This window comes from Sorangium sp. So ce117 (genome assembly GCF_051524395.1).
In the GTDB taxonomy this organism is placed as follows: Bacteria; Myxococcota_A; Polyangia; order Polyangiales; family Polyangiaceae; genus Sorangium; species Sorangium cellulosum_B.
Map to the genome: position 1 here is coordinate 283,216 of NZ_CP150309.1, position 20,953 is coordinate 304,168.

Consider the following 20,953-nt stretch of genomic DNA (forward strand, 5'->3'; position numbering starts at 1 on the left):
GTGTATACATCCCTAGCCACGCCCGCGGCGATCGCGGGCCGCCGTCTGGGGGCGACGCTTCCGTGCGACACCCGCGCTCACGCGAGCCGCCGGAGCTGCTCCAGCCGCCGCCGCGGCTCGATGTCGCGCCGCTTGATCTTCCCGGTCCTGAGCTCCTCGTAGGGCCCGCACACCGGCCGGTAATCGCACTGCGCGCACGCCCCCTCCGCCGGCATCGGCAGGAGGGCCGCCTTGTCGATCGCGTCCCCGATGATCCCCGCCACCTGGGCGGCCGCGTCGCGCGCCCGCGCGTCCAGGTAGATCGGCACCTCCGTGAACCCGCCGGCGGAGGTGCAGTAATAGAGCCGCCCGGACTCGACCTGCGTGCCCGGGGGCATGAGCTTCTCCAGCGCGAGCGCGTAGAGGACCGGCTGGAGCGTGCCGCCGCCGCTCACGACCGCGTCGCGCGGCGCCCGCGCCTTGCCCGTCTTGTAGTCGGTCGCCCGCATCGCGCCCCACACGCTCCGCTCGACAAGGTCGATCGAGCCCCGGAGCCGGACGCCGCAGTCGAGCTCCACGGGCGCGTCCGAGCTCCCCGGATCGCGGGTGGCGAGGCGGCGCGGCAGCCCGAACGACAGCTCGAAATGGATCGGCTCCCAGTCGCGGTCCTCCGCGGCGCGCCGCAGCCACTCCCGGAGGTCGGCCCGCACCGACGCGATGCCGTCGTCCCAGACGCGCCGGATCGCCGGCGCGAGCTCGTCCGCGTAGCGCGCGGCGACGCGGTCGAGCGCCCGATCGAGCTCGGCCCGCGCCTCGTCGAGCGAGGGCAGGCCGAGCGGCAGCTTGCCCGCGTCGCGGAGGGCGACCAGCACCTCGTAGAGCACGTCGTGCACGAGCCGGCCGCGCTGGAGCGGGTCGAGCTCCTCGATCGCCTCGGGCGCGGGGCGCGGGGCGAGCTTGTGCACGGCGTAGAGGAAGAAGCGGTAAGGGCACGCGGCGAAGTGCTGGAGGGCGGTCGGCGAGAACGACCTGCGCCCGAACGCGTGCTTCGCGAGCGCCTCGCGCGCCTCCGCGATCGGCTTGAACAGCCCGTCGGCGCTCGTCCAGCCCGGGATCCAGCGCCGCGCGCGGAACCGGAGCGCCCGCGCGAGGTGGGGGTTGGCGTTGAGCAGGTAGCGCGCGGTGCCGACCGTCTGCGCCTCCGGCAGGCTGAAGAGCGTCTCGAGGAGCGCGAGGTCGTGCTCGGCCGCGTCGATGGCGTCCTCGGGCCGCGCGGGCGCGGGCCAGCCGATGCGCGCGGCGCCGCCCTGCTCGGCGCGGCGCTCGAGCTCCCCGAAGCCGGGCAGCCTGCCCTCGGCCGCGCGCAGGAGCTCGAGGCCATAGAACGAAGGCACTCGAGGGCGGGACTGATCCATGTCCACGCGCGGGTACGACACGACGAGCCGCTGGCGGGCCGCGCCGACCGCGAGCCGGAGCGCGAGGCGCTCGCGCGCCACGCGGTCGTCGCTCGTGTCGAGGCCCGAGTCGCCCCCGGCGATCGTCCGGCGGAGTGCGTCGCGGAGGATCGGGTCCTCGGTGACCTTCTGCGGGAAGATCCGCTCGGCGAGCCCGGGGACGAAGACCACGTCGAACGAGCGCCCGCGGGCGCCCTCGATGGGCGAGACGAAGAGGCGCCCGTCGCGGCGGGCGGCCGGTGGCAGCACGAGGTCGGTGAGGCGGCGCGAGAGGCAGAGGCGGATCTCGCCGAGGTCCACCGGGCCGACGTGGGCCATCGGCGCGAGCTCGGCGAGCACGGCGAGCACGCGCTCGGGCCGCCGGAGCGCGCGTGTCGCGAGGGCCGAGAGGCGGCGCTGCCACTCGCCGAAGGTCGCGCGCTCGCCCGGGCCGGGCAGCGCCGCGAGCAGCGGCAGCGCGAAGGCGCGGAGGGCCGAGAGGTCCGCGAGCGTCCGCGCGATGCGCGCGGCGTCGCGGTCCTCGGGGGCGCGGGAGAGCGAAAGCCGGAGCTCCCGCTCGAAGCCCGAGAGCCGCGCCTCCCACCGATCGAGCCCGCCGATCACCGCCGCGTCGACGAGGATGCGCTCCCAGCGCCGCGGGGCGCGCAGGGTGCCGTCGTGCACGGGCGCGTCGGGGCTCTGGGCTGTCCGATTGGGGTTCTGGGCGGACGGACTGAAGCTCTTCCCTGGCGGATCGAACCCGAGATCTTCCCCCGCCAGCTCGTCGTCCGGAGGCGCCTCGTCGAAGCCGCCGCGCAGGAGCTCGGGGAAGAGGTCGTCGTCCGGCGGCACCCAGCGATCGGCCTCGGGCGCGGCCGGCGGCGGCTCGCCTGCGGGCGTCGCATCGGGGACCTGCCCGAGCGAGAGGTACTCGGCGAAGCGCGACGCCGACAGGTGCTCGGCGGCGCACGCGAGCAGCGCGAGCAGCGCGCGGCCCGCCGGGTCGGGTTGCACCGAGCCCTGCGCGAAGTGCGCTGGGATCCCGGCCCGGCGCAGCGCCTCGACGAGGTGCGCGCGGTACTGCTCGGGCGCGCGCAGGAGGATCGCCATCCGCTCGAACGGCACGCCGCGGGCGGCCTCGCGCAGCGCGATGCGCGCGAGCTCCACGCACTCCCGGCTCTCGCCGGGCGCGGAGAGGATCTCGACCTCGTCGCCGAGCCCGGGGGCCTCGTCGGTCAGCGGGTCGAACAGGTGCTCCTGCAGGCGCGCGAGCGAGGTGCTGGGCGCGACCGGCGGCGGCTCGTCGCCAGTGCCGTCATCGGCGCCGTCGTCCACGCCATTGCCCGCGCCGGCGCCGTCGTGCGCGGCCGAGACCGCGGTCAGCGAGACCCGCCGCGGCGGCGATCGGAGCGCCGCATGCAGGTGCCGCAGCGACGCGGCGTCGCCAGCCGGCACGGTGGCGAGCGCGTCCGGCGAGCGCGAGGCGACGGCCTCGAGGAGCTCGCGCTCCAGCGCGAACCGCACGGGCAGGTCGAGAAGGAGCATCGGCAGCCCGAGCAGCGGGTGGCGCGAGCGGGGATCGCCGTCGTCCGCGGCCCGGGCGCGCTCGGCCGCGAGGCGCAGGACGATCGCGCGATCGGCGAGCCCAGCGTCGTCCAGGGCGGCGTCGAACGCGTGGGCGATGCGGTCGAGATCGGCCGGCGCGAGCGCGTCCGGCGCGACGCCGGAGAGCCGCGCCTCGTCGAGCGTCCGCGCGACGGCGCGCGGCAGCCCGGGTCGATCCGCGACGCGGGCGAAGCGGCCGAGCTGCCCGTCCTGCGCGAGCCCGTCGAGGGTGCGCGCGCAGAGCGCCTCGATGGCGAGCGGGCTGGCCGGGACGAGGCCGCGCTCGGCGAGCGCCGGCATCGCGAGCGCGGCGGCGAGGCGCCCCAGGGTCAGCCGGTGCCAGCCGAACGTGGCGCGGCGGCCGCGGATCGACGCGCGGGCGAGCTCGCTCACGGCCTCGACCGAGGCGCCGACGAGGAGCACGCGCTCCGCTGGGCGCCGGCGGCGCAGCCAGCCCACGGCCCGATCGATGCGGGCGGCGGCGCTGGGGGAGGTGATGACGGCGTGGGGCACCGGGTGGCTCGGGAGGCGGCGGAGGCCGCGGGGAGGTGATGAGCGACGCTTACGAGCTCGGCAGTCTGCCGTTGGCTGGCATCGCTCAGCTCAGGTCCGGGAGCACATCGGCGATCGATGCAGCGACGATGGCCCGTTCAAGCCACCGCTCCAGGAGCTCAGGATCCTTCTCGATCAGGATACGCTTGCGCAGGATGTCCGGCACGGCGATGCCGCGAACCCGGAGCGCGGTCAGCACGGCACGCGCCGCCTCCTCGGCGCGCCCCTCGTTGCGGAGCTGCTGCTTGTATTCCTCGAACCAAGCCTGGATCGCTGCGCTCACATCGTCCTCCTCGTCGGTCGTCGGCTCCTGCTGGTCGAACCCGAAGTGTAACAGCAGCGGCACGGCGACGCTCTTCTCCCAGGCATCGCGGGGCAACGCCGCCAGATCCGCCACCGCTTCGCGAAAACGGCGGCCCGAGCCGAGCAGCCGCAGCAGCAGGGTTGCGCGCGTCCGGGGCAGCTCCGCGAGCACCACCACGCGCATCGCCAGGCCCGGCACGGCCTGGTAGACGCCAGCCTGCACCGGCTCGCACCGGTAGGCGTCGAGCACCGTCTCGGGACGCCCCGGGCCGATGACGACCAGCGCAGGGAAGGCGACCGCCGGCTGCGGCGGCGTGTCGGTGTCCTCGTCCGGCGCGACCGAGCGGGCTGCAGAGCGGACGCGGCGCTCGAGCTCGTGATGCCACGTGAGCTGCTTGCGCAGGCAGTGCCGGACCTGACGAAGGCTCGGCGTGCCGTTGAACGGTTCGAACAGGCTCGGCTCCGCCGAGAGCTCGCCGAGCAGTCCCATGGCGGCGCGTTCGGACTCCCGCGCGGGATCAGGCACGCTGTAGACATCGATCTTCTGTGTCGCCGCCAGCACCTCGACCTCGGTCTCGGCCGCCGAGGCAAGGCTCAGTCCGTCCCGCAGCAAGCTCTTGGTGAACTGGTCGGAGCGGTTGTGCACTGGCGCGGGACTCTAATCGAACATCGCGGCATGTCCAGCCTTGTTCGATGCGAAGGGGCGAATCGGAGAGCCGCAATTTGGACTGCGAGAGTGGAGCTGTGCACGTAATGCAGCGTGCGAGAACAAGCGCTTACCGGAAGGCAGAGCAAGTCGTGTGGAAATGCTTGTCGGCCGTACGAGATTTCCGGTCGGCTGTGGGGAATGAGCACGACGCCCGGCTCACGGCCTTCCAGGCCAGTACCTGACGACCGTGTGACAGTCGCCGACCTGCCAGCCCTTGGCGGCATCCCAGCGGAGCTTGAACACCTCCCCGCTGGCGTCGAATTCGTCATCGTACTCGCCTGCGTCGAGCTGCAGCAGCTCCGCGTCCGGGCCTGTGCGGCGGAAGGCCACCACCTGGAGCCGCGCGCTGTCGCCGGGCGAGTAGCGGAGCGAGGCCTCCGAGAACGCCCCGAGCTCCGTTAACGGTACTCCCACCTTCGTGCAGCCCCGTTTCGTGAACGGCTGCAGCTCCCCTATCTCCGGGAAGCCAGCGACGCGGACGGATGGCCTGAGAAACCATCCGAGCGCAAAGGAAACGACGGCGACACCGAGGACTAGGAGGTAGCGCGTTTTTGCGGATTGGAAGGAGGTATGCACGTCGTGTCCCGATCGGCTCAAGGCGTCTCTCTCGGTGGGATCAACCCCAGCATGGCCCCGGAACGAGGCTCGATGGGAGGTCAGCGGCGGCGGGGGGTGAAGCGGACGAACAGCCCTTCCGGCTTCATCGTGAACCCGAGGAGCTCCTTCACGGGCCGCGCCGGGTCGACAAGCGATACATCGAAGTCGCGCGCGACCATGGCGCCCACCATCGCGCTCTCGACAAGCGAGAGCGCGCGCCCGGGGCAGACCCGCGGGCCGCTGCCGAAGGCGAGGGCGGCGCGCGGGTCGTGCTTGCCGGCGCCCGCTGGCCGCGGGGTCAGCCAGCGCTCGGGCATGAACGAGGCCGCGTCGTGGAAGTGCTCCTCCTTCAGGGCGATCTGCCGCGTCAGCAGGATCATCCGCGTCCCCGCCGCGAGCCGCAGCGAGCCGACCACCGTGTCCGCGCAGGCCTCCATGAACAGGATCGGCGCCGCGGACTTCAGCCGCAGCGTCTCCTGCGCCACCGCCCCGAGATAGCGCAGCCGCTGCGCGTGCTCCGGGCTCTCGGGCAGATCCGCGTCGCCGAGCTCGGCGTCGACCTCGGCCCGCATCCGCGCCTGGACGTCGGGGCGCAGGGCCATGAAGTGGAGCATCCAGGCCATCGTGTCGGCCGTCGTGTCCTCCCCGGCGAGCAGCAGCGTGAGCACGTTGCCGAGCACCTCCTGCTCCGATAGCCGGGCCTTCGGGTCGTCGGCGTCGCGCGCCACGAGCAATGCCTCGAGCAGCGAGCGAGGCGCCGCGGCCCGCGCCGGATCCCTGTCGAGCTCCGCGCGCGTCGTCCGGAGGATGTCCAGCATCCGCGTGCGCACCTCCGAGAGCGCCTGATCGAGGGCCCGATCGGCGGGCAGCTTGACGTGCCGCCAGTACGGAAATGGCGCGAAGATGCGGCGGTTGAGCGCGGCGAAGACCGTCTCGAGCTGGTGCGACAGGGGGTCGGTGCCGCGCTCGACGAGGTTCATGTCGAGGCCGAACGCCACCGCGGTGGTGACATCCACCGTGTAACAGGCGAGGTCTCGCCGCGCGTCGACGGGCGCCCCCCGCGCGGCCGACGCGCGCCATCGCTCCCGGAGCCGGCGGGTGATCGCGGAGAGCGTGCCGTGGCTCTCGCGCAGCTGCCCGGCGGTGAACGCGCTCATCACGAGCCGCCGCTGCCGCGTCCACTGGTCGCCCTCGGCCGAGAAGACGCCGCCGAAGCCCATCTCGTCGATGAGCTCCTGCAGCGGGCTCCAGCGGCGGAACTCCTTCGGCCTCTCGCGCAGGATGCGCTGGACGAGCTCGGCGCTGCCGATGACGACGACCGGCGTGCGGCCGAGCCAGAAGGTGTAGAGATCGCCATACTTGCGGTTCCAGCCCTCGAGCGTGAGGTGGAACTGGGTCGGCCGGATCTCGAGGAGGTTGCCGAGCAGCGGCAGCCTCCGCGGTCCTGGCAGCGTCGATAGATCGCGTATGCCCGCTGAAGGGGCGACTTCTGCTCTGGCGGTCTCCATGGTCTCCTTTCGAGAGAGCGAGAGCGGCCAGCGCTGGCGCCGCCGCGGTCAAGGTGCAACGTAGCTCGTCCTGGGGTGTGCGTGGGCGCTCGCCGGCGCGCCGCCTTCGTCACGCGCCGGCATCGCGAGCGCGGCGGCGAGGCGCCCCTGGGCGAGCCGGCGCGTGACGAAGGTGCGCGGCGGTCGCGGCTCGACGGGCGCGAGCTTGCCGACGGCCGCTGCCCCGCCCCTGGTCCTCCGCTGTCGTGGCATCGGTGAGCGCGCGAGGGCCGCGACCGCGGCGCCATGGGCCGCGATCGCGGCGCCATGCCCTCTCCGGAGCGGAGCGAACGTCCGCGCCGTCCCTCCAGCGGCGATCGCCCCGACGAGATCCCCCCGCTCGCGCGCCATTCCAGGACTCCCCGGCGCGCCCCGCGGCCGACTCGCGCGCTCGCCGAGCATGGCGCTGGCACTGCGCTTGTTATGCCCCCCGCGCGCCCGCGGGGCCGAGCGGCGCTGAACCGCGGGCGCCTCCGCAATCCGCCGCTCTAGACACCATTTCTGGACGGAAAGGTTGCAGTATGAAGAATGCCATCCCGATCGCGATCCTGTGCCTCGGTGGGCTCGGCTGCGCGGACGCACCTCCCGGGGGCGACGGCGAGCAGCCATTGCTCACGTCCCGGCAGCGCATCGTTGGAGGCGCTGTGGACACGACGCACGCCTATGTCGTGGGCGTGGGCAATCGGAACCGGGCGTACTGCAGCGGGACCGTCATCTCGCGGCGCACCGTGATCACGGCGGGACATTGCCACGGCGCGCTCACGCGCGTCTTCTTCGGCCCGACCCTGGGGCGGCGGTCGGAGAGCGTGCGGATCGAGACGTCGAGGAGGCACCCCGCCTTCGATCCCGCAAGCCTCCAGAACGACCTTACCCTCATCCGGCTGGAGAGCGACGCGCCCGTGCAGCCCGCGCCGCTCCTGCGCGAATCGATGGAGAATACCACCTGGTACGTCGGGCCGGAATACACCTTCGTCGGTTACGGTGTCTCCGACGGCGTCGCGGGGACGGGGTTCGGCATGCGCCGCGCCGTGACGTTCCCCATCGTGGCGGTCGGCCCCGCCCAGGTCGGCGGGACGCCGGGGACGATCGACGCGACCCAGTTCTATTACCAGGTCCCCGACATGAACACGTGCGCCGGCGACTCCGGAGGTCCGGCGTTCCTCGTGCGCGGGGGCGTCGAGCGCCACGCCGGCGTGACCTCGTTCGGCGACGACCCCTGCACGCTCGACGGGGTGCAAGCGCGCACCGATCTCGACCAGATATCTCGCTTCATCCAGCCGACGATCGACGAGTTCGAGCCGGACAACCCGTGCCGCGCGGACGGCCTCTGCGAGGCGGCCTGTGACGTCGGGCCCGAGATCGTCGACCCCGATTGCGCCGATCTCCACTGCGGCCAAGATGGGGTGTGCGCCCTCGCCTGCGCGTTCCCGGCCGACCCGGACTGCGCGCTCCGCACCGGCGTGCAGGTGAGATGACGGGACAGGTGAAGGCCAGCGGGCGCCGGGCGCGCGCCGCGGTGCGAGGCGGAGCTCAGGGCGTGTCGGCCGGGTCCGCCGGGTCGCTGCCGGCGCTCCGCTCGTCGCCGTCGAGGAAGCCGTCCTCGTCGCGATCGAGGCCGATGCGGTAGCCCGAGCCCGGCGGCGTGCACGTGTAGGTCAGGGGTCGCCCCGTCGCGAGGGCGATCTGGCGGAGCACCGCGTCCGGGATCGGCGGCAGCGCCATCCGGTCGGCGACGAACTGCCCTGCTCCTGTGTGAAGGAAGCCGATCTCCTGCAAGGTCAGGTGGCTCTTCGCCACGAGATCACACTCGCCGGCGTCCGCCCTGGCGATCAGGAGATCGACGCGCGGATCGGCGGCGGCCCGGTTGCCGGACGTGAGCGTGACCTGCTGGCCGACGATCGGCGCGACGTTCGAGTCGAAGGCGAGCAGGAACGACTCGAGCTGCCGGCGGACCGCGTCGCCCGCCGGCGAGTCAGGCAGGCCGTTCGGGTTGTCCGGGAAGGTGCCGAACTGGTTGGTGAAGCCGGTGAACGGCGAGAAGCCCATCCCGCGGAAGAACCGGAACAGCGTGTCGAAGCTCCCGTCGTGCAGGAAGCCGAACCCCCGCACCTGGTCTCCCATGGGATCGTTGTCGCCGGGCAGGATTCCGAACAGCGGGGCGGCCATCCCGAACATCCCGACCTTCTGGTACATGTTGCGCAGGTGCGGCGTCTTGATGAGCTGCGGCTGGAAGTCGAACGTCATGTTGCCGTTCGCTCCGAAGAATCCCGGCTTGTCGACGCCGGGATTGCCCTCCGGGTCGAGGACGTGACATCCATTGCAGATGGCGGTGCCGTCCAGGTTGCCGCTCGTGAAGGTGTCGCGCCCGGCCTGCTGATCCGGCGTGAGCGAGTTGTCCAGGCGGCGGATCGGGTTGGGCGGATAGGTCACCTGCAGGATGAAGTCCGCGAACGCCTCCATGGAGGCGGCCGGGATCGGGCCGCTCCGGCCGAGGAGATCGGTGAAGCCGGCCTGGAACTTCATGAACGCGGCGCGCTCGTCGAACGAGCCGCTGTCCGGCTGCGCGGTGGGCGCGTCGTTGCCGCCCGTGCGATCGCCGCGCCAGTGCATGGGGCCGTGGTTGGCCATGCCGCGCAGGCTCTGGGTCGTCGTCGGGCCCTTCATCGGGTGGAACTCCTGGGGCATCGGCTGCTGCGTGAAGAGGTTGAGCAGCGGGCCGACGAAGGGGCCCGGGTTGGTCGTGACCGGCTCGTCCGGATTGCCGAGATCCCACCCGAGGCTGTCGAAGTCGCCGAAGATATGGCAGCTCGCGCACGAGGAGTCGCCGTGCGCCGAGCTCACGCGCGCGTCGTAGAGGAAGCGCCGCCCGAGCGTGACGCTCGGCGGCTCGGGGCTGTACATCGCAATGTGCGCTGTCTCGGCCCGGGTCGCGGTGTCGACGATCGAGATGGAGTTGTCGAAGCGGGTCAGCACGAACAGCTGGCCTCGCGCCTCGTCGAGCGCGAGCCCCGACGGGCCGCCGCCGCTCACCTCGATGTGGTCGGAAGCGTCGGGCACGAACGTGTCGCTCTCGAGCGCGGCCGTGCCGAGAACGCCGACCTTGCTCGACCCGAGCGCGGCCACGTAGAGCGTCGCGCCGTCGCTCGTGACGGCCATGTCGACCGGCTGGGCCAGGCTCGCCTCGCTCTCGGCGTTCGGCGTGGGGGCGCAGCAGACCGAGGTATCGATGTGTTTGTTGAGGTGCCGCGGCGCGACGCGCGGAGGGGCGTTGCCGGGGCGGAGCACCGTGATCCGGCTCTCGTGGAGGTGGCCCCGCAGGCTCTGCCCCGCGAAGACGCCGGGGCCCTCGAACCGCTGCTCGTTCCGCGCGTCGGTGTTGGAGACGTAGACCTTCCCGTTCACCGGGTTGACGACCATGTTGAAGAGGATCGTCCCGACGCCGGTGAAATGGCCCGAGGGCCCGGCGATCGGCCTCGGAGGGTTCGCCATGGCGTTGATGGCGAACACGTCCTTGTCGGGCAGCGAGAGCCGCACCGTGTCGTCCCAGGTGCGGCCGAGCTCGTCGACCCAGTGCGCTCCGTCGAACTTCACGATGAGGCTGACCTCGGGCGCCGGGTCGCCGAACGCATTGGTCATGGGGCCCGGCGAGCCGCCGTTTACCGCGCCGCCGTCGGGCACGAGCAGCTCGGTGACGACGGTGCTCCGGTTGCCCGAGTGGAAGCCGGCGGCGTAGACGCGCGCGCCGTCGGGCGTGGCGGCGAGCGCGCGCGGCGTGTCGGTGAAGAGCGTGAGGATCGCGAGCGGCTCGCCGCCGAGCGACGCGCCCAGGTGGTTCGCGTCGAACACCCAGACGTCGGCCCGGCCCACGCCCGGCGTGGTGAGCTGCGGATCGTTCGGGTTGTTCTGGCCGCGGTGCGCCGCCGTGATGAAGGCGCGGCGCCGCCCGGGGCCCGCAAACACGATGTCTCTCGGCTCATCACCCACGAGCAGCGTGCGCTCGACGCGGCCGCCGTATCCGCCAGGGGACAGCTCGACGACGCTGACGCTGTCGGACAGGTGATTCACGACCCACACCTCGGTGTCGCTCCGCGCCGCCACGGCGACCGGATCCAGCCCGACCGGTATCGAGCTCCGGTGGACCAGCGCGCCGTGATGGACGCGGAAGACCTCGAGGCGGCCATCGGGCGTGTTGAGCGCGAAGAGCAGGTTTCCGCCGGGAGAGAGCGCGAGCGGGCGCACCTGCCCGCTCTCGAAGAGCGTGTAAGATGGCTCGGCCAGGGCGGGGGCGCTGGCCGCGAGGACGAGAGACGACGCCGCGGCGGACAAAAGGCCGCCGGCGACCCTTCGCAGGGCGAACGGTGACTTCATATGACCTCCTCGAGAAAGCGACTTCAGGAGCGATCGGGGATCGAGTGATCATTCAACAACTAACACGGACACGCTCTTTGGGGATCCAGGAAAGAGCATTTATGTTTCAATGTTGAAATGCGCGCAGCGCACAGTCCACAGCGCACACCGCCCCACGATCATGACCCTTCTCAGGGGTGCAACGCGTCATGAGGCAAGCATTGAATGGCGACGCGCGCAGCCCACCGGCGCACCCGAGCGACGAGTGGTGAGCCCATGTGCGTTCTAGCGGTGCGGGAGATGAGATAAGGAGAGGACGGGGCGCCGCCGCGCGCTACGCGGACGAGCTCGCGTCGACCCCGGGGCCGCGGCGCGCGACGCTACTTCTTCGCGGTCACGTACCGGAAGTCGCACCGCTCGGCGCCCGTGCCGAGGGTGCCCGTGCGGCGGAGCTCGACGCCGTGGAGCTCTTTCACCTTGAGGTCGTCGAGGCGGCAGATCATGGGGACGATCTCCGGCGCGCCGTGCCGCCGCGCGAACGCCACGATCGGGCACGCGCGCACGTCGAAGGCCAGGAGCGCGCCGGTGCCGCTGGCCTCGTCGAAGCGGATGCCCTCCGGCTCGTCCGCGCGCAGGCTCATCATGAGCAGGCTCCGCGCTGGTTTCAGCCGGAACACCACATCCATCGCGGCGCCGAGGAGCGGGCTCCGGTTCAGCTGCTTGCGGTAGAAGGCCAGCAGGATGTCCTCGGCGAGGCGCAGCGCCGGCTCCCGGTCCACGCCGAGGTCGTGCAGGAGCGCCTGGTAGATCGCGAGCACCGGCGGGCCGAGCTCGAAGAGCTTGCGATTCATGCTGCTCCGGAACCGCGGCATCGTCGCCTCCAGCGCGAGATACCGCTCCTTGGCGCGCGTGTGGAGCTCCGCCGCACACTCTTCGCCGAGCTCGCGAGTCGCGATGACTCGGCCTTCCGCAAGGATCTGCGCGAGACGTTCGGACGGCGACGACATGCTGGAAATTTACCACATGCGGCGCCGTGGCAAGCCTCGTTGTGAGAGCTCCTGTGAGCGGAGTGGCCGGCTGAACTGGCCCGCTGGCCGGCCAATCGACTGGCCGGCCAGCAGGCCAGTCCGAACAGCGGGCGCAGCCTGTTCCAGCCGGCCTGGTCGGCCAGAGGGGCAGCGATGCTCCTGCGATCGGGGGGAGTTCGGTAGGGACGCAATATGGCTCTGCCGGGATGCGCGGAGCACCGGACAGGGCGTCTGGTGAAATGAGACAGAAACCTCTCAGCAACAGGCCCAGTCGGCTCCCGGGCGGCGATGCGCGCGCGGGCTCGGCAGGAGCCGGGCGTCCGTCTGTGCGGCGCTACGGCGCCGCCGGTCCCCACAGCCCGGGCACGCGCGTCCCGCAGGAAGGGCACGCGCCGCCGGAGAGGAGGACCTCCTGCGTCTCGTAGTTGAACCGCCGCACTACGACCTCGTGGCAGGCGGGGCAGCGTGTATGCGAGAGCTCACGGACGCGGTCGGCAACGTTGCTGACGTAAACGTACTTCATCCCCCGCGCATAGGCGACGCCCGCCACGTCCACGAGGAACGCCGGGTCGGTCGTCATGCGATCGCGCATCTTGTAACGCGGGTAGAAGGCGTTGAGGTGCCAGGGGATGTCGGGGTCGACGCCGGCGATCTCGGCGCCGAGGGCGCGGAGGCCGGCCGCCTTGTCGTTGAAGCCGGGGACGACGAGCGTCACGACCTCGACCCAGTAGCCGAGGCGCCGGGCCTCGCCGATCGCCGCGAGCACCGGCTCGACGCGGCCGCCGAGCGTCCGGTATTGATCCGCGCTCCACCCCTTCAGGTCGACGCGGAACACGTCGGCGACCGGGCGCATGTACGCGAGCGCCTCGGGCGTCGTGTTGCCATCCGAGATGAGCGCCGTGACGAGCCCCCGCCGCTGCGCCTCGGCGAAGACGGCGCGCGCCCACTCGGCGGTGATCATCGGCTCGTTGTAGGCGCTCGCGAGCACCCCGCAGCCCGCCGCGACGGCCACCTCGACGATATCCGCGGCGCTGATGTCGATGGGCTCGCCGTCGCCCTCCGGCTCGCGCAGGGCCTGGGAGACCTTCCAGTTCTGGCAATAAGGACAGCGCAGGTCGCACCCGAACATCCCGAAGGTGAGGGACCTCGCGCCGGGGCGCACATGGAAGATCGTGTTCGTCTCGACCGAGCGCACGTAATGGCGCGCGACGTAGCCGAACGGGACGCGCAGCTCGCCGTCCTTCTCGAAGCGGATCCCGCACGCGCCCGCGCGACCCGGCGCGAGGACGCAGCGGTGCGCGCACGCGGTGCACCGGAGATACCCCTCCTCGGGGCCGGGCTCGTAGAGCGCGCCGGGCACGGTGCGGCGGGCGAGCTTCGCCGTGAGGGGCTCGCCCGCGGCGCCGCCCTCGCCAGGCCCGGCTGCGGCGCGCTCGCACGCGGGCTCGTTCGCGGCGCCGCGAACGAGGTCCTCCACGCGGACGTGCGGGCGGGCGCCCGGATCGAGCGCGTCGAGCGGAGCGTCGATCGCGGCTTTCGGGGCGCTGCGTCCGTTCGTCTCCATGAGAGAGCGGGCATCGCTAGCATCGCAGCCGCGAAAAACAAGGGCCTTGTGTTGCGGCGGTGCGGTGGCGCGGCTGGGCAGCGGCGCTGCGGCGGGCAGCGAGGTGGGCCGGCGCGGGAGCGCTTTGTCAGGCCGGGAGCGCGCCAGCGCCCTGCGCGAGGCGATCGAGCTCGTCCTGACCGAGCTCGCGCTCGCCGGCGAACGCGATCCCCACGACGGCGCGCACGCTCGCGGAGGCGTCGCGCACGGGCAGCGCCACCGCCGCCTGCGCCGCGACCGCCCTGGCCCCGGGCCGCACGTCGCCGGACGTGTCCGTCTGCAGGTTGCACGTCTGCACGGGCTGGTCGCGCTCCCAGGCGAGCCCGGCCATCCCCTTGCCCCGCGGGACGCGGCGCGTGATCTCCTGCACCTTCTCGGGGATGTTCACGGCGGCGGCCAGCGCGAGCGCATCGCCCTCGACGAGGTGCACCGTGCCAGCGATACCCCCGTTGTCGGCGACGAAGCTCCGAAGCCACGGCTCCAACGACTCTCGGCGCGCATGCATGCCCGCACCTTCGGCCGTCGCGGGGCCTGCGTCAACCCGGGGCAGCTCGCGGGACGCGCCGGATTTGTCAGGCCTCGTCCTTCACCCGCTTGGGCCAGCGCACGATGAAGGTGGCTCCTGCGCCGGGGCGCGACGAGACGGACACACTCCCTCCGCGGCTCTGCACGATCTTCTTCACGACGGAGAGCCCTATCCCGGTGCCTTCCACCTTGTCGCGCGACTCGAGCGTATGAAAGAGATCCCAGATGCGCTCGTGGTACTCGGGCGCGATGCCGGGCCCGTTGTCGCTCACGGCGAACTCGACGTAGGCGCCGGCGTCCTCACACGTCACCTCGACGCGCGCGTCGCTGCGGCGCGCGTGCTTCAGGGCGTTGCTGATGAGGTTCTGGAACACCTGCTGCATCGGGACGCGCTCCGCGGCGATCGTCGGCATCCCTGGCGCGATGTCGACCCGGGCGCCCGCGGGCGGCGAGAGCAGCTCGACGACCTCCGCGAGCAGATGGCCGGTGTCGACGCTGACCACGTCGTCGCGCAGGCGCCCTGCCCGCGAGTAATGGAGGATCCCGTCGATGAGCGCCTCGAGGCGGCGCACGCGCCCGCGCAGGAGGTGGATGTACTCCTGCGTCTCGCCGTCCAGCTTCCCCGCCAGCGACTCCTCGATCCACTCGGACAGGTTCGCGATCCCCCGGAGGGGCGCCTTGAGGTCGTGCGAGGCGACGTAAGCGAACTGGTCGAGCTCCTGGTTCGTCTTCGCGAGCGCGGTGATGAGCTCCTCTCGGTGCTGGCTCAGCTGCTCGATGTGGCGCCGCGCGAGCACCTGATCGGTGATCTCGAAGCCGACGACCATGACGCCCGAGACGGCGCCGGAGGGGTCGCGGATGGGCTGAGCGACGTAGTTGAAGACGGCCTCGTGCACCGCGTCGCCGCGCTGGACGGGGATGCTCAGCTCGGTCATGCGCAGCGGCTGGCCGGCTTTGCGCGCGCGGTCCAGCATCGCGATCGCCTCGTGCTCGCCGAGCTCCGGGAACACCTCGCGCACGCTCTTCCCGATGAGGTCCCGCCGGCCGACCATCTCGCAGTACGGCGGGTTCGCGACCTCGTAGCGGTGCTCGGGGCCGGCGAACACCGCGATGGGGACCGGCGCCTGCATGAAGAGATCGTGCAGCTTCTCGCGCTCGCGCTCGGCCGCTACCCGCAATCGGGCGAGCTGGAGGTGCGTGGCGACGCGGGCGACGAGCTCGCGCGCGGAGAACGGCTTGGGGAGGTAGTCGTCCGCGCCTGCCTCGAGCCCCTCGACGCGCGACTCCTCCCCGGCGCGCGCGGAGAGCATGACGACCGGGACACCCCTCGTGCGCTCGTCCGCGCGCAGCGCGCGGAGCAGGCCGAATCCGTCGAGGTTCGGCATCATCACGTCGGTGAGCACGAGATCGGGCGGGCTGCGGCGCGCCGACGCGAGCGCCTCGGCCCCGTCGGCGACGGCCTCGACCGTCCAGCGCTCGCGCAGCACCCGCCCGACGTACTCGCGCATATCGGCGTTGTCGTCCGCGAGCAGGACGCGCCCCGCCGGCCCGGCCTGGGTCGCGGCGCCGTCGGACGACGTCCACGCCGCCGGGGAGAGGTGCTCGACGGCGTTATCACCCTCTGCGCCGGGGGGCGAGTCACCCTCTGCGCCGGGGAGTGAGTCACCCTCTGCGCCGGGGGGCGAGTCACCCTCTGCGCCGGGGGGCGAGTCGCTCTCCGCGCGGGGCAGCCAGCGGAGCGCCTCCTGCACATAAGGCGCTGCGCCCGTCGTCGTCGACGCCAATGTCCGCGCGGCGTTCACGCGGTCCTTCGGCAGGTGCCCGGCCCCGCGAGGCAGGGAGACCGTGAACGACGTCCCCACGGAGAGCTCGCTCGTGACGTGGATGGTCCCGCCCTGGAGGCGGACGAGCTCGTGGACGAGCGCGAGCCCGATCCCGGACCCCTCGTGCGTGCGAGATCGCGCGCCCTGGACCCGATGGAACCGCTTGAACAGGTGCGAGAGCTCGCGATCCGGGATGCCCGTCCCGGTGTCCCGCACGGTGAGGTCGGCGCGATCGCCGTGCGCGCGGAGCGAGATCGAGACCGTCCCCTCGAACGTGAACTTGAGCGCGTTCGAGAGGAGATTGAGCACGATCTTCTCCCACATGTCGTGATCGACGTAGACGGGCTCGGGCAGGGGCGGGCAATCGACCTCGAAGGCGAGCCCCGCGCGCTCCATCGCCGAGCGGAAGGCGCTCGCGAGATCCGCGGTGAGCGCGGAGAGATCGGTCGGCTCATACGACGCCTGGATCCGGCCCGCCTCGATGCGGGAGAAGTCGAGCAGCGCGTTGACCAGCTTGAGGAGCCGGACCGCGTTGCGGTGCGCGGTCTCGAGATCCGCGCCCGACAGGCTCCGCCCCGCCGACGCGAGGGCGTCCTCGAGCGGCCCGAGCATCAGCGTGAGGGGCGTGCGGAACTCGTGGCTCACGTTGCTGAAGAACGTGGTCTTCGCGCGATCGAGCTCGGCGAGGGCCTCCGCCCGCCGCTTCTCCTCCTCGTACGCCTGCGCGTTCGCGATGCTGGCGGAGATCTGGCCGGCGACGAGGTGGAGGAAGCCGCGGTAATCGTCGTCGAAGAGGCGGAATGGATTCAGCCCGACGATCAGGACCCCGGCGCGCCCCGTCTCGCCCGAAGGGGAGATCGCGAGCGCGGCCGCCCGCGTCGGCGGCCTTTGCCATGCGCCGGTCGGGAGATCGCGGAGGTGAGCCGGTATCTCGACGACGCGGCAGGACTCGTGCTCTCGCAGCACCGCGGCGAGCGGCCACGGCGACGCGTCCGTGAGCGCGATCGTCTCGGGGGCCGCGGCGTGCCCCCGCTCGAACCCCGCGCTGCCGGCGAGCTGCACGCGCCGCCGGTCCGGGTCGACGACGTAGAGGAGCGCGAACGGGAGATCCTTCGCGTTGGTCGCGAGCGAGCTCGCGCTGCGCGCGCACACGTCTTCCCACGAGCGCGCGTCCGCGGTCCGCGCCGCGAGGTCGCGGAGGAGCGAGAGCTGCCGCTCTCCGATGATTCGCCGGGTGTCGTCGGTGTTGGCGCAGAGGATGCCGCCCGTGCCGCCCTGATCGTTCGGCACAGGGCTGTAGGAGAACGTGTAATACGTCTCCTCCTGGTAGCCATTCCGTTCCATGATGAGGAGGAGCGCCTCGTCGTAGGTGCCCTCGTCCCGGCGCATCGCGGACGCGGCGCGCGGCCCGACCTGGCCCCAGATCTCGCGCCACACGACGGACGCGGGCTGCCCAAGCGCCTCGGGGTGCTTGCCGCCGACGATCGACTTGTAGGCGTCGTTGTACAGATTGATGAGCGAGTCGCCCCACCAGACGAACATCGGCTGGCGCGACGTCAGGACGATGCGCACGCACGTCTTGAGGCTCTGCGGCCACGACGAGACCGGCCCGAGCGGCGTCTTCGACCAGTCGATCGCGCGCATGCGCGCGCCCATCTCCCCTCCGCCGGCGAGGACCGCGCGAGCGTCCGCGCGATCCGGCGGCGGGCCATCCAGCTCGAGCGACATGGACCCTTTGTAGCGTGCTGTAGGTGGCGGGAGAAGGGCAGAAAAACAACGTGTTTTGGTTGCCCGGGTGATCCGCCGCACCGCGGAGAAGCCGGCGCGCCGGCGCCGCTCACGGCGGCGCGTCGAGCACCGCGCGCAGCGCCCGGCGCGCCACGTCGGGCGAATAGCCCTGGCGCGCGAGGAAAGCATAGAGCTTCTGCCGTTGCTCCGCCGGAGCGAGCCCCGAGAGCGAGCGGAGCTTCTTGCGCGCCGCCCGCTCGGCCACGGCGGACTCGTCCGTTCCCTCCTCGGCCATGACCTGCCGTATGGCCGCGTCCGCCACGTCGCGCGAGACGCCTTTGCGGGCGAGGTCCTGCTCGATCCTGCGGCGCGACCGCGGCTTGCCCACGATGCCGGAGCGCGCCTTGGCCTCCGCGAAGCGCGCGTCGTCGAGCAGCCCGCTCGAGGTGAGGCGCTCGATCGCGGTCGTCACGTGCTCCCTGGGCTCGCCCTTCTCGATCAGGCGCTTCTCCAGCTCCCTGGCCGATCGCGCCCGGAACGACAGGAGCCGCAGCGCCCGCTCGTAGGTCTTCTGCTCGCTCGCGGCGGTCTTCCGGGGCGGCTCCGCCGCGGCCCCGGGGCTGTCCTGGCCGGGGGTCAGGCCGGCGGCGGCCTGCTCGGGCACCGTGGCGAAGGGGACCCCATCCACCAGGATGACGACGTGGCCGGGCTTTTCGGGCGAGGGGACGATTCCCGTGATGAGCGGCATGCGCGAGGGACGATGGCGCACCTGGCGCGGGCCGCAAGCTCCCGCTCACCCCGCCTGCTTCCGGACGCGGCGGGGCGCCTGCGGGCTCACCTCACGGATCGAGCACGAGCACGCCAAACGCCTCCGGGACATGGAAGTTCGGCTTGCTCGTGCGGGGCGGGCTCCACGCGAGGTAATGCCGTGGGTCCTTGCCCTCCATCCGGTACAGGTTCATGGGCAGCCGCGCGTTCGGGGCGAGCGCGCCCACGATCCCCGGCGCCGCCAGCAGCGCCTCGATGACGGCCGTGCGCGCCTGCGCGTCCTGGCTCGTCGCGATCGTCGCGCCGCTCGACCACGCCGTGTCTTCCAGGCGCGCGTCGCGGTCGATCGCGATATCGAAGAAATGGCCGAACGGCCCGATCTCCACCTCGAAATACCGCCTCGGCGAGCCCGGGGCCGGCGTCAGGAAGAGCTCGATGCAATCCTCCTTGTAAAGCCCCTTTCGCTCCGTGCCGACGGGCTTCGAGCGATCCGTGTTGAGCCCCGCGTTCGAGAGCTCGAAGAGCGCGTGGAGCCCTTGCTTCGACCAGAGGAATCGCGCCCGCGTGGGGAACCCGGCGGGCTTGCCGGCATAGTCGGTGTCCCACTGCACGGCCTTCGCGCGGCTCCATGCCGCGTCGTCAACCTTCCCGTCGAGCACGATCTTCTCTCCGGGCGGCAGCGACGACGCGTGTGCCTCCGGCTTCGCGGGGACTCCGCCCGGCCCTTCGCCCTGCTTCCCCTCGGGCGCCTTCTGCGAGGCCGGCGGCGCTGGATCGAGCCCCTTCGCGGGCCCGCCGGGCAAGGGCGCCTGTCCGGGCTCCCAGTCGAGCCGGAAGGGCGCCATCGCCTTGTAATGCACGGGCCTCGGGCTCTTCAGGAGATCTGCCCCGTCTCCCGTGATCGCCGTCGCCTTGAGATCCAGCCCGAAGCGCTTCGCCGCGGCGTCGATGAGCGGCGAGGTCCGGTGGCCGCCGAGCTCGCGCGCGAGCGCGGGGCTGTTCCACACGCCGAGGAGCTCCGCCGCCACGCGGTCGACCCGCACCGGGTTCGTGCCGCCGACGGCCACCATATCCGCCGTGGGGTGGAGGACCTGGAAGCCGTCTCCGCCCATCGCCGGCGCGCCGTCGCCGAGCACCGCGTCCGGCGCGGATATCTCGAGCACGTCGACCATGCGCTCGGCGAAGACGCGGAGCGACGATAAGTAAAGAGCTCTATCCTCCTGGCCGGCGGACTTCGTGTCCAGGTACGCCTTGAGCTCCCTGTGCATCCTCCACTTCTGCTTGTAGGCAGGCGCGCTGTCCGACAGCATGACCGTGCCCTGCATGCCCTTGATACCGACGGAGATGACCGAGTACCGGTGCATCTTGAGCCGGGGGAGCGACAGGAAGAGCCCGTTGTCGAGGTGCTCGGCCAGCACCTTCGGCATCAGCAGCGTCGGGACGTGGGTCGCCTGGATGCCGCGGATGGCGAGGGGCTTTCCGGGCCTGTCGCCGGCGACGTCGTAGACCCCGTCGTCGTCCATCGCGACGAGCGCGGCGCCCTCCTCGGCGGCCATCGCCTCATAGCCGGTGCGCTGCGCGATGTCCTTCCAGAACTTGTGCGAGTGGCCGCAGCCCTCGGCGATCGTGATCTTCGTGTGTCCGCGCGCCTTGAGGCACTGGACGACGCCTCGAACGAACTCCGGCTGGGTGATCCGGCCGGTCACGCCGTCGTCGCCCTTCGACTTCGCAGGGTCCTTCACGCTGTCGAACCCGCAGATGTTGGGCTTGAGGAGCACGGGAGTCGCCGCGGGGCGCCTCGGCACCACCGCCTCGCAGATGCGCTTGCCGAGCTCCAGGGGACCCTGGCCGCGGAGCACGGTGACGGGCGAGTCGTCGGCCTTGATGCGCTCGACGTGCCGCTTCCTGAGGGCGGCGCCGTCGATGCTGTCCGACGCGATCACGGAGGGCCCGGACTCGTACCGCTGCGACGCCCCCGCGACCACGTCGCTCGACGCGCTCGGGACGGCGGTCGGGACGGCCGGGTGCGCGGACGCGGCGGCGAACGAGGAAGCGGTCTGCGCCGGCGCGGGCGCCGACGATGAGGTCGCTGCGTCGGGCGGCGCCGCCGCGGCGACGGCGGGGCCGCCCTCGCTGGTAGGTCCGCCCGGCTGTTGCGGCCGGTCCCCGCAGCCCGCGAGGACGGCGACAAGCGCCGCGATCACGAAGGAAGAGCGCCGCGCCCGGCGGCCGTGGATCGCCCGTGTCGTGTTCATGCTCGCGGAGCACGATGGGGCGAAACGACGGCGGCGAGAAGGAAGAATTTGATACAGCTCATGTATTCCAGTGCAGGGGCGGAATGAACGGATGTGGGGCCTTGCTGACGTGGAATTTACTTCCAATAGCGAATTCTTACGGATGGAGGAT

General features: G+C 72.0%; 14 protein-coding genes. 2 read left to right on the plus strand and 12 right to left on the minus strand.

The window, feature by feature from the left end; genetic code table 11:
- Positions 1-77: 77 nt before the first annotated feature.
- The 5 genes from WMF46_RS01155 to WMF46_RS01175 all read right to left on the minus strand — a co-directional run bounded on the left by WMF46_RS01155 (position 78) and on the right by WMF46_RS01175 (position 7,076).
- The gene (locus WMF46_RS01155) at positions 78-3,530 is read right to left on the minus strand and encodes a PD-(D/E)XK nuclease family protein (protein WP_437983900.1); all 3,453 of its coding nucleotides are present in this window, start codon (positions 3,528-3,530) and stop codon (positions 78-80) included.
- An 85-nt stretch (positions 3,531-3,615) separates the two neighbouring features.
- Positions 3,616-4,518: a hypothetical protein gene (locus tag WMF46_RS01160; RefSeq protein WP_437983901.1), complete on the minus strand. Its 903-nt coding sequence runs from the start codon at positions 4,516-4,518 to the stop codon at positions 3,616-3,618.
- Between the two features lie 219 nt (positions 4,519-4,737).
- On the minus strand, positions 4,738-4,995 hold the full coding sequence (locus WMF46_RS01165) for a hypothetical protein (RefSeq protein WP_437715128.1): 258 nt from the start codon (positions 4,993-4,995) through the stop codon (positions 4,738-4,740).
- A 242-nt stretch (positions 4,996-5,237) separates the two neighbouring features.
- Positions 5,238-6,686: a cytochrome P450 gene (locus WMF46_RS01170; protein ID WP_437983902.1), complete on the minus strand. Its 1,449-nt coding sequence runs from the start codon at positions 6,684-6,686 to the stop codon at positions 5,238-5,240.
- A gap of 48 nt (positions 6,687-6,734) precedes the next feature.
- Positions 6,735-7,076 carry a hypothetical protein gene (locus WMF46_RS01175; protein ID WP_437983903.1) on the minus strand — a complete coding sequence of 114 codons (342 nt, stop codon included), beginning with the start codon at positions 7,074-7,076 and terminating at the stop codon, positions 6,735-6,737.
- Positions 7,077-7,246: 170 nt separating this feature from the next.
- Between WMF46_RS01175 and WMF46_RS01180 the strand changes: the two genes are divergently transcribed.
- Positions 7,247-8,200 (plus strand): S1 family peptidase, encoded by a 954-nt coding sequence (locus WMF46_RS01180; RefSeq protein ID WP_437983904.1) that lies wholly within the window; start codon positions 7,247-7,249, stop codon positions 8,198-8,200.
- A 55-nt stretch (positions 8,201-8,255) separates the two neighbouring features.
- Here WMF46_RS01180 and WMF46_RS01185 read toward each other — a convergent pair whose 3' ends face one another.
- From WMF46_RS01185 to WMF46_RS01215, 7 genes are all read right to left on the minus strand, one after another.
- Positions 8,256-11,093, minus strand: a complete 2,838-nt coding sequence (locus WMF46_RS01185) for a hypothetical protein (RefSeq protein WP_437983905.1) — start codon at positions 11,091-11,093, stop codon at positions 8,256-8,258.
- A gap of 359 nt (positions 11,094-11,452) precedes the next feature.
- The gene (locus WMF46_RS01190; protein ID WP_437983906.1) at positions 11,453-12,079 is read right to left on the minus strand and encodes an L-2-amino-thiazoline-4-carboxylic acid hydrolase; all 627 of its coding nucleotides are present in this window, start codon (positions 12,077-12,079) and stop codon (positions 11,453-11,455) included.
- Positions 12,080-12,434: 355 nt separating this feature from the next.
- Positions 12,435-13,664 carry a radical SAM protein gene (locus WMF46_RS01195; protein ID WP_437983907.1) on the minus strand — a complete coding sequence of 410 codons (1,230 nt, stop codon included), beginning with the start codon at positions 13,662-13,664 and terminating at the stop codon, positions 12,435-12,437.
- 127 nt (positions 13,665-13,791) lie between these two features.
- On the minus strand, positions 13,792-14,208 hold the full coding sequence (locus WMF46_RS01200; protein WP_272097267.1) for a GAF domain-containing protein: 417 nt from the start codon (positions 14,206-14,208) through the stop codon (positions 13,792-13,794).
- Between the two features lie 67 nt (positions 14,209-14,275).
- On the minus strand, positions 14,276-17,779 hold the full coding sequence (locus WMF46_RS01205) for an ATP-binding protein (protein ID WP_437983908.1): 3,504 nt from the start codon (positions 17,777-17,779) through the stop codon (positions 14,276-14,278).
- Positions 17,780-17,888: 109 nt separating this feature from the next.
- A complete protein-coding gene (locus WMF46_RS01210) occupies positions 17,889-18,527 on the minus strand; it encodes a regulatory protein RecX (protein ID WP_437983909.1) in 639 nt (212 codons plus the stop codon).
- 91 nt (positions 18,528-18,618) lie between these two features.
- Positions 18,619-20,490 (minus strand): DUF362 domain-containing protein, encoded by a 1,872-nt coding sequence (locus WMF46_RS01215; RefSeq protein WP_437983910.1) that lies wholly within the window; start codon positions 20,488-20,490, stop codon positions 18,619-18,621.
- On the opposite strand from WMF46_RS01215, the gene WMF46_RS01220 reads away from it, so the two are divergent.
- Positions 20,471-20,854: a hypothetical protein gene (locus WMF46_RS01220; protein ID WP_437983911.1), complete on the plus strand. Its 384-nt coding sequence runs from the start codon at positions 20,471-20,473 to the stop codon at positions 20,852-20,854. The two genes, WMF46_RS01215 and WMF46_RS01220, sit on opposite strands and share 20 nt — an antisense overlap.
- Positions 20,855-20,953: the final 99 nt, after the last annotated feature.

Coding starts and splice junctions, on each gene's coding strand:
- WMF46_RS01170 (WP_437983902.1), bottom strand. CDS start 6,686: ATGGAGACCGCCAGAGCAGAAGTCGCCCCTTCAGCGGGCATACGCGAT.
- WMF46_RS01175 (WP_437983903.1), bottom strand. CDS start 7,076: ATGGCGCGCGAGCGGGGGGATCTCGTCGGGGCGATCGCCGCTGGAGGG.
- WMF46_RS01180 (WP_437983904.1), top strand. CDS start 7,247: ATGAAGAATGCCATCCCGATCGCGATCCTGTGCCTCGGTGGGCTCGGC.
- WMF46_RS01185 (WP_437983905.1), bottom strand. CDS start 11,093: ATGAAGTCACCGTTCGCCCTGCGAAGGGTCGCCGGCGGCCTTTTGTCC.
- WMF46_RS01190 (WP_437983906.1), bottom strand. CDS start 12,079: ATGTCGTCGCCGTCCGAACGTCTCGCGCAGATCCTTGCGGAAGGCCGA.
- WMF46_RS01195 (WP_437983907.1), bottom strand. CDS start 13,664: ATGGAGACGAACGGACGCAGCGCCCCGAAAGCCGCGATCGACGCTCCG.
- WMF46_RS01200 (WP_272097267.1), bottom strand. CDS start 14,208: ATGCATGCGCGCCGAGAGTCGTTGGAGCCGTGGCTTCGGAGCTTCGTC.
- WMF46_RS01205 (WP_437983908.1), bottom strand. CDS start 17,779: ATGTCGCTCGAGCTGGATGGCCCGCCGCCGGATCGCGCGGACGCTCGC.
- WMF46_RS01210 (WP_437983909.1), bottom strand. CDS start 18,527: ATGCCGCTCATCACGGGAATCGTCCCCTCGCCCGAAAAGCCCGGCCAC.
- WMF46_RS01220 (WP_437983911.1), top strand. CDS start 20,471: ATGCTGTCCGACGCGATCACGGAGGGCCCGGACTCGTACCGCTGCGAC.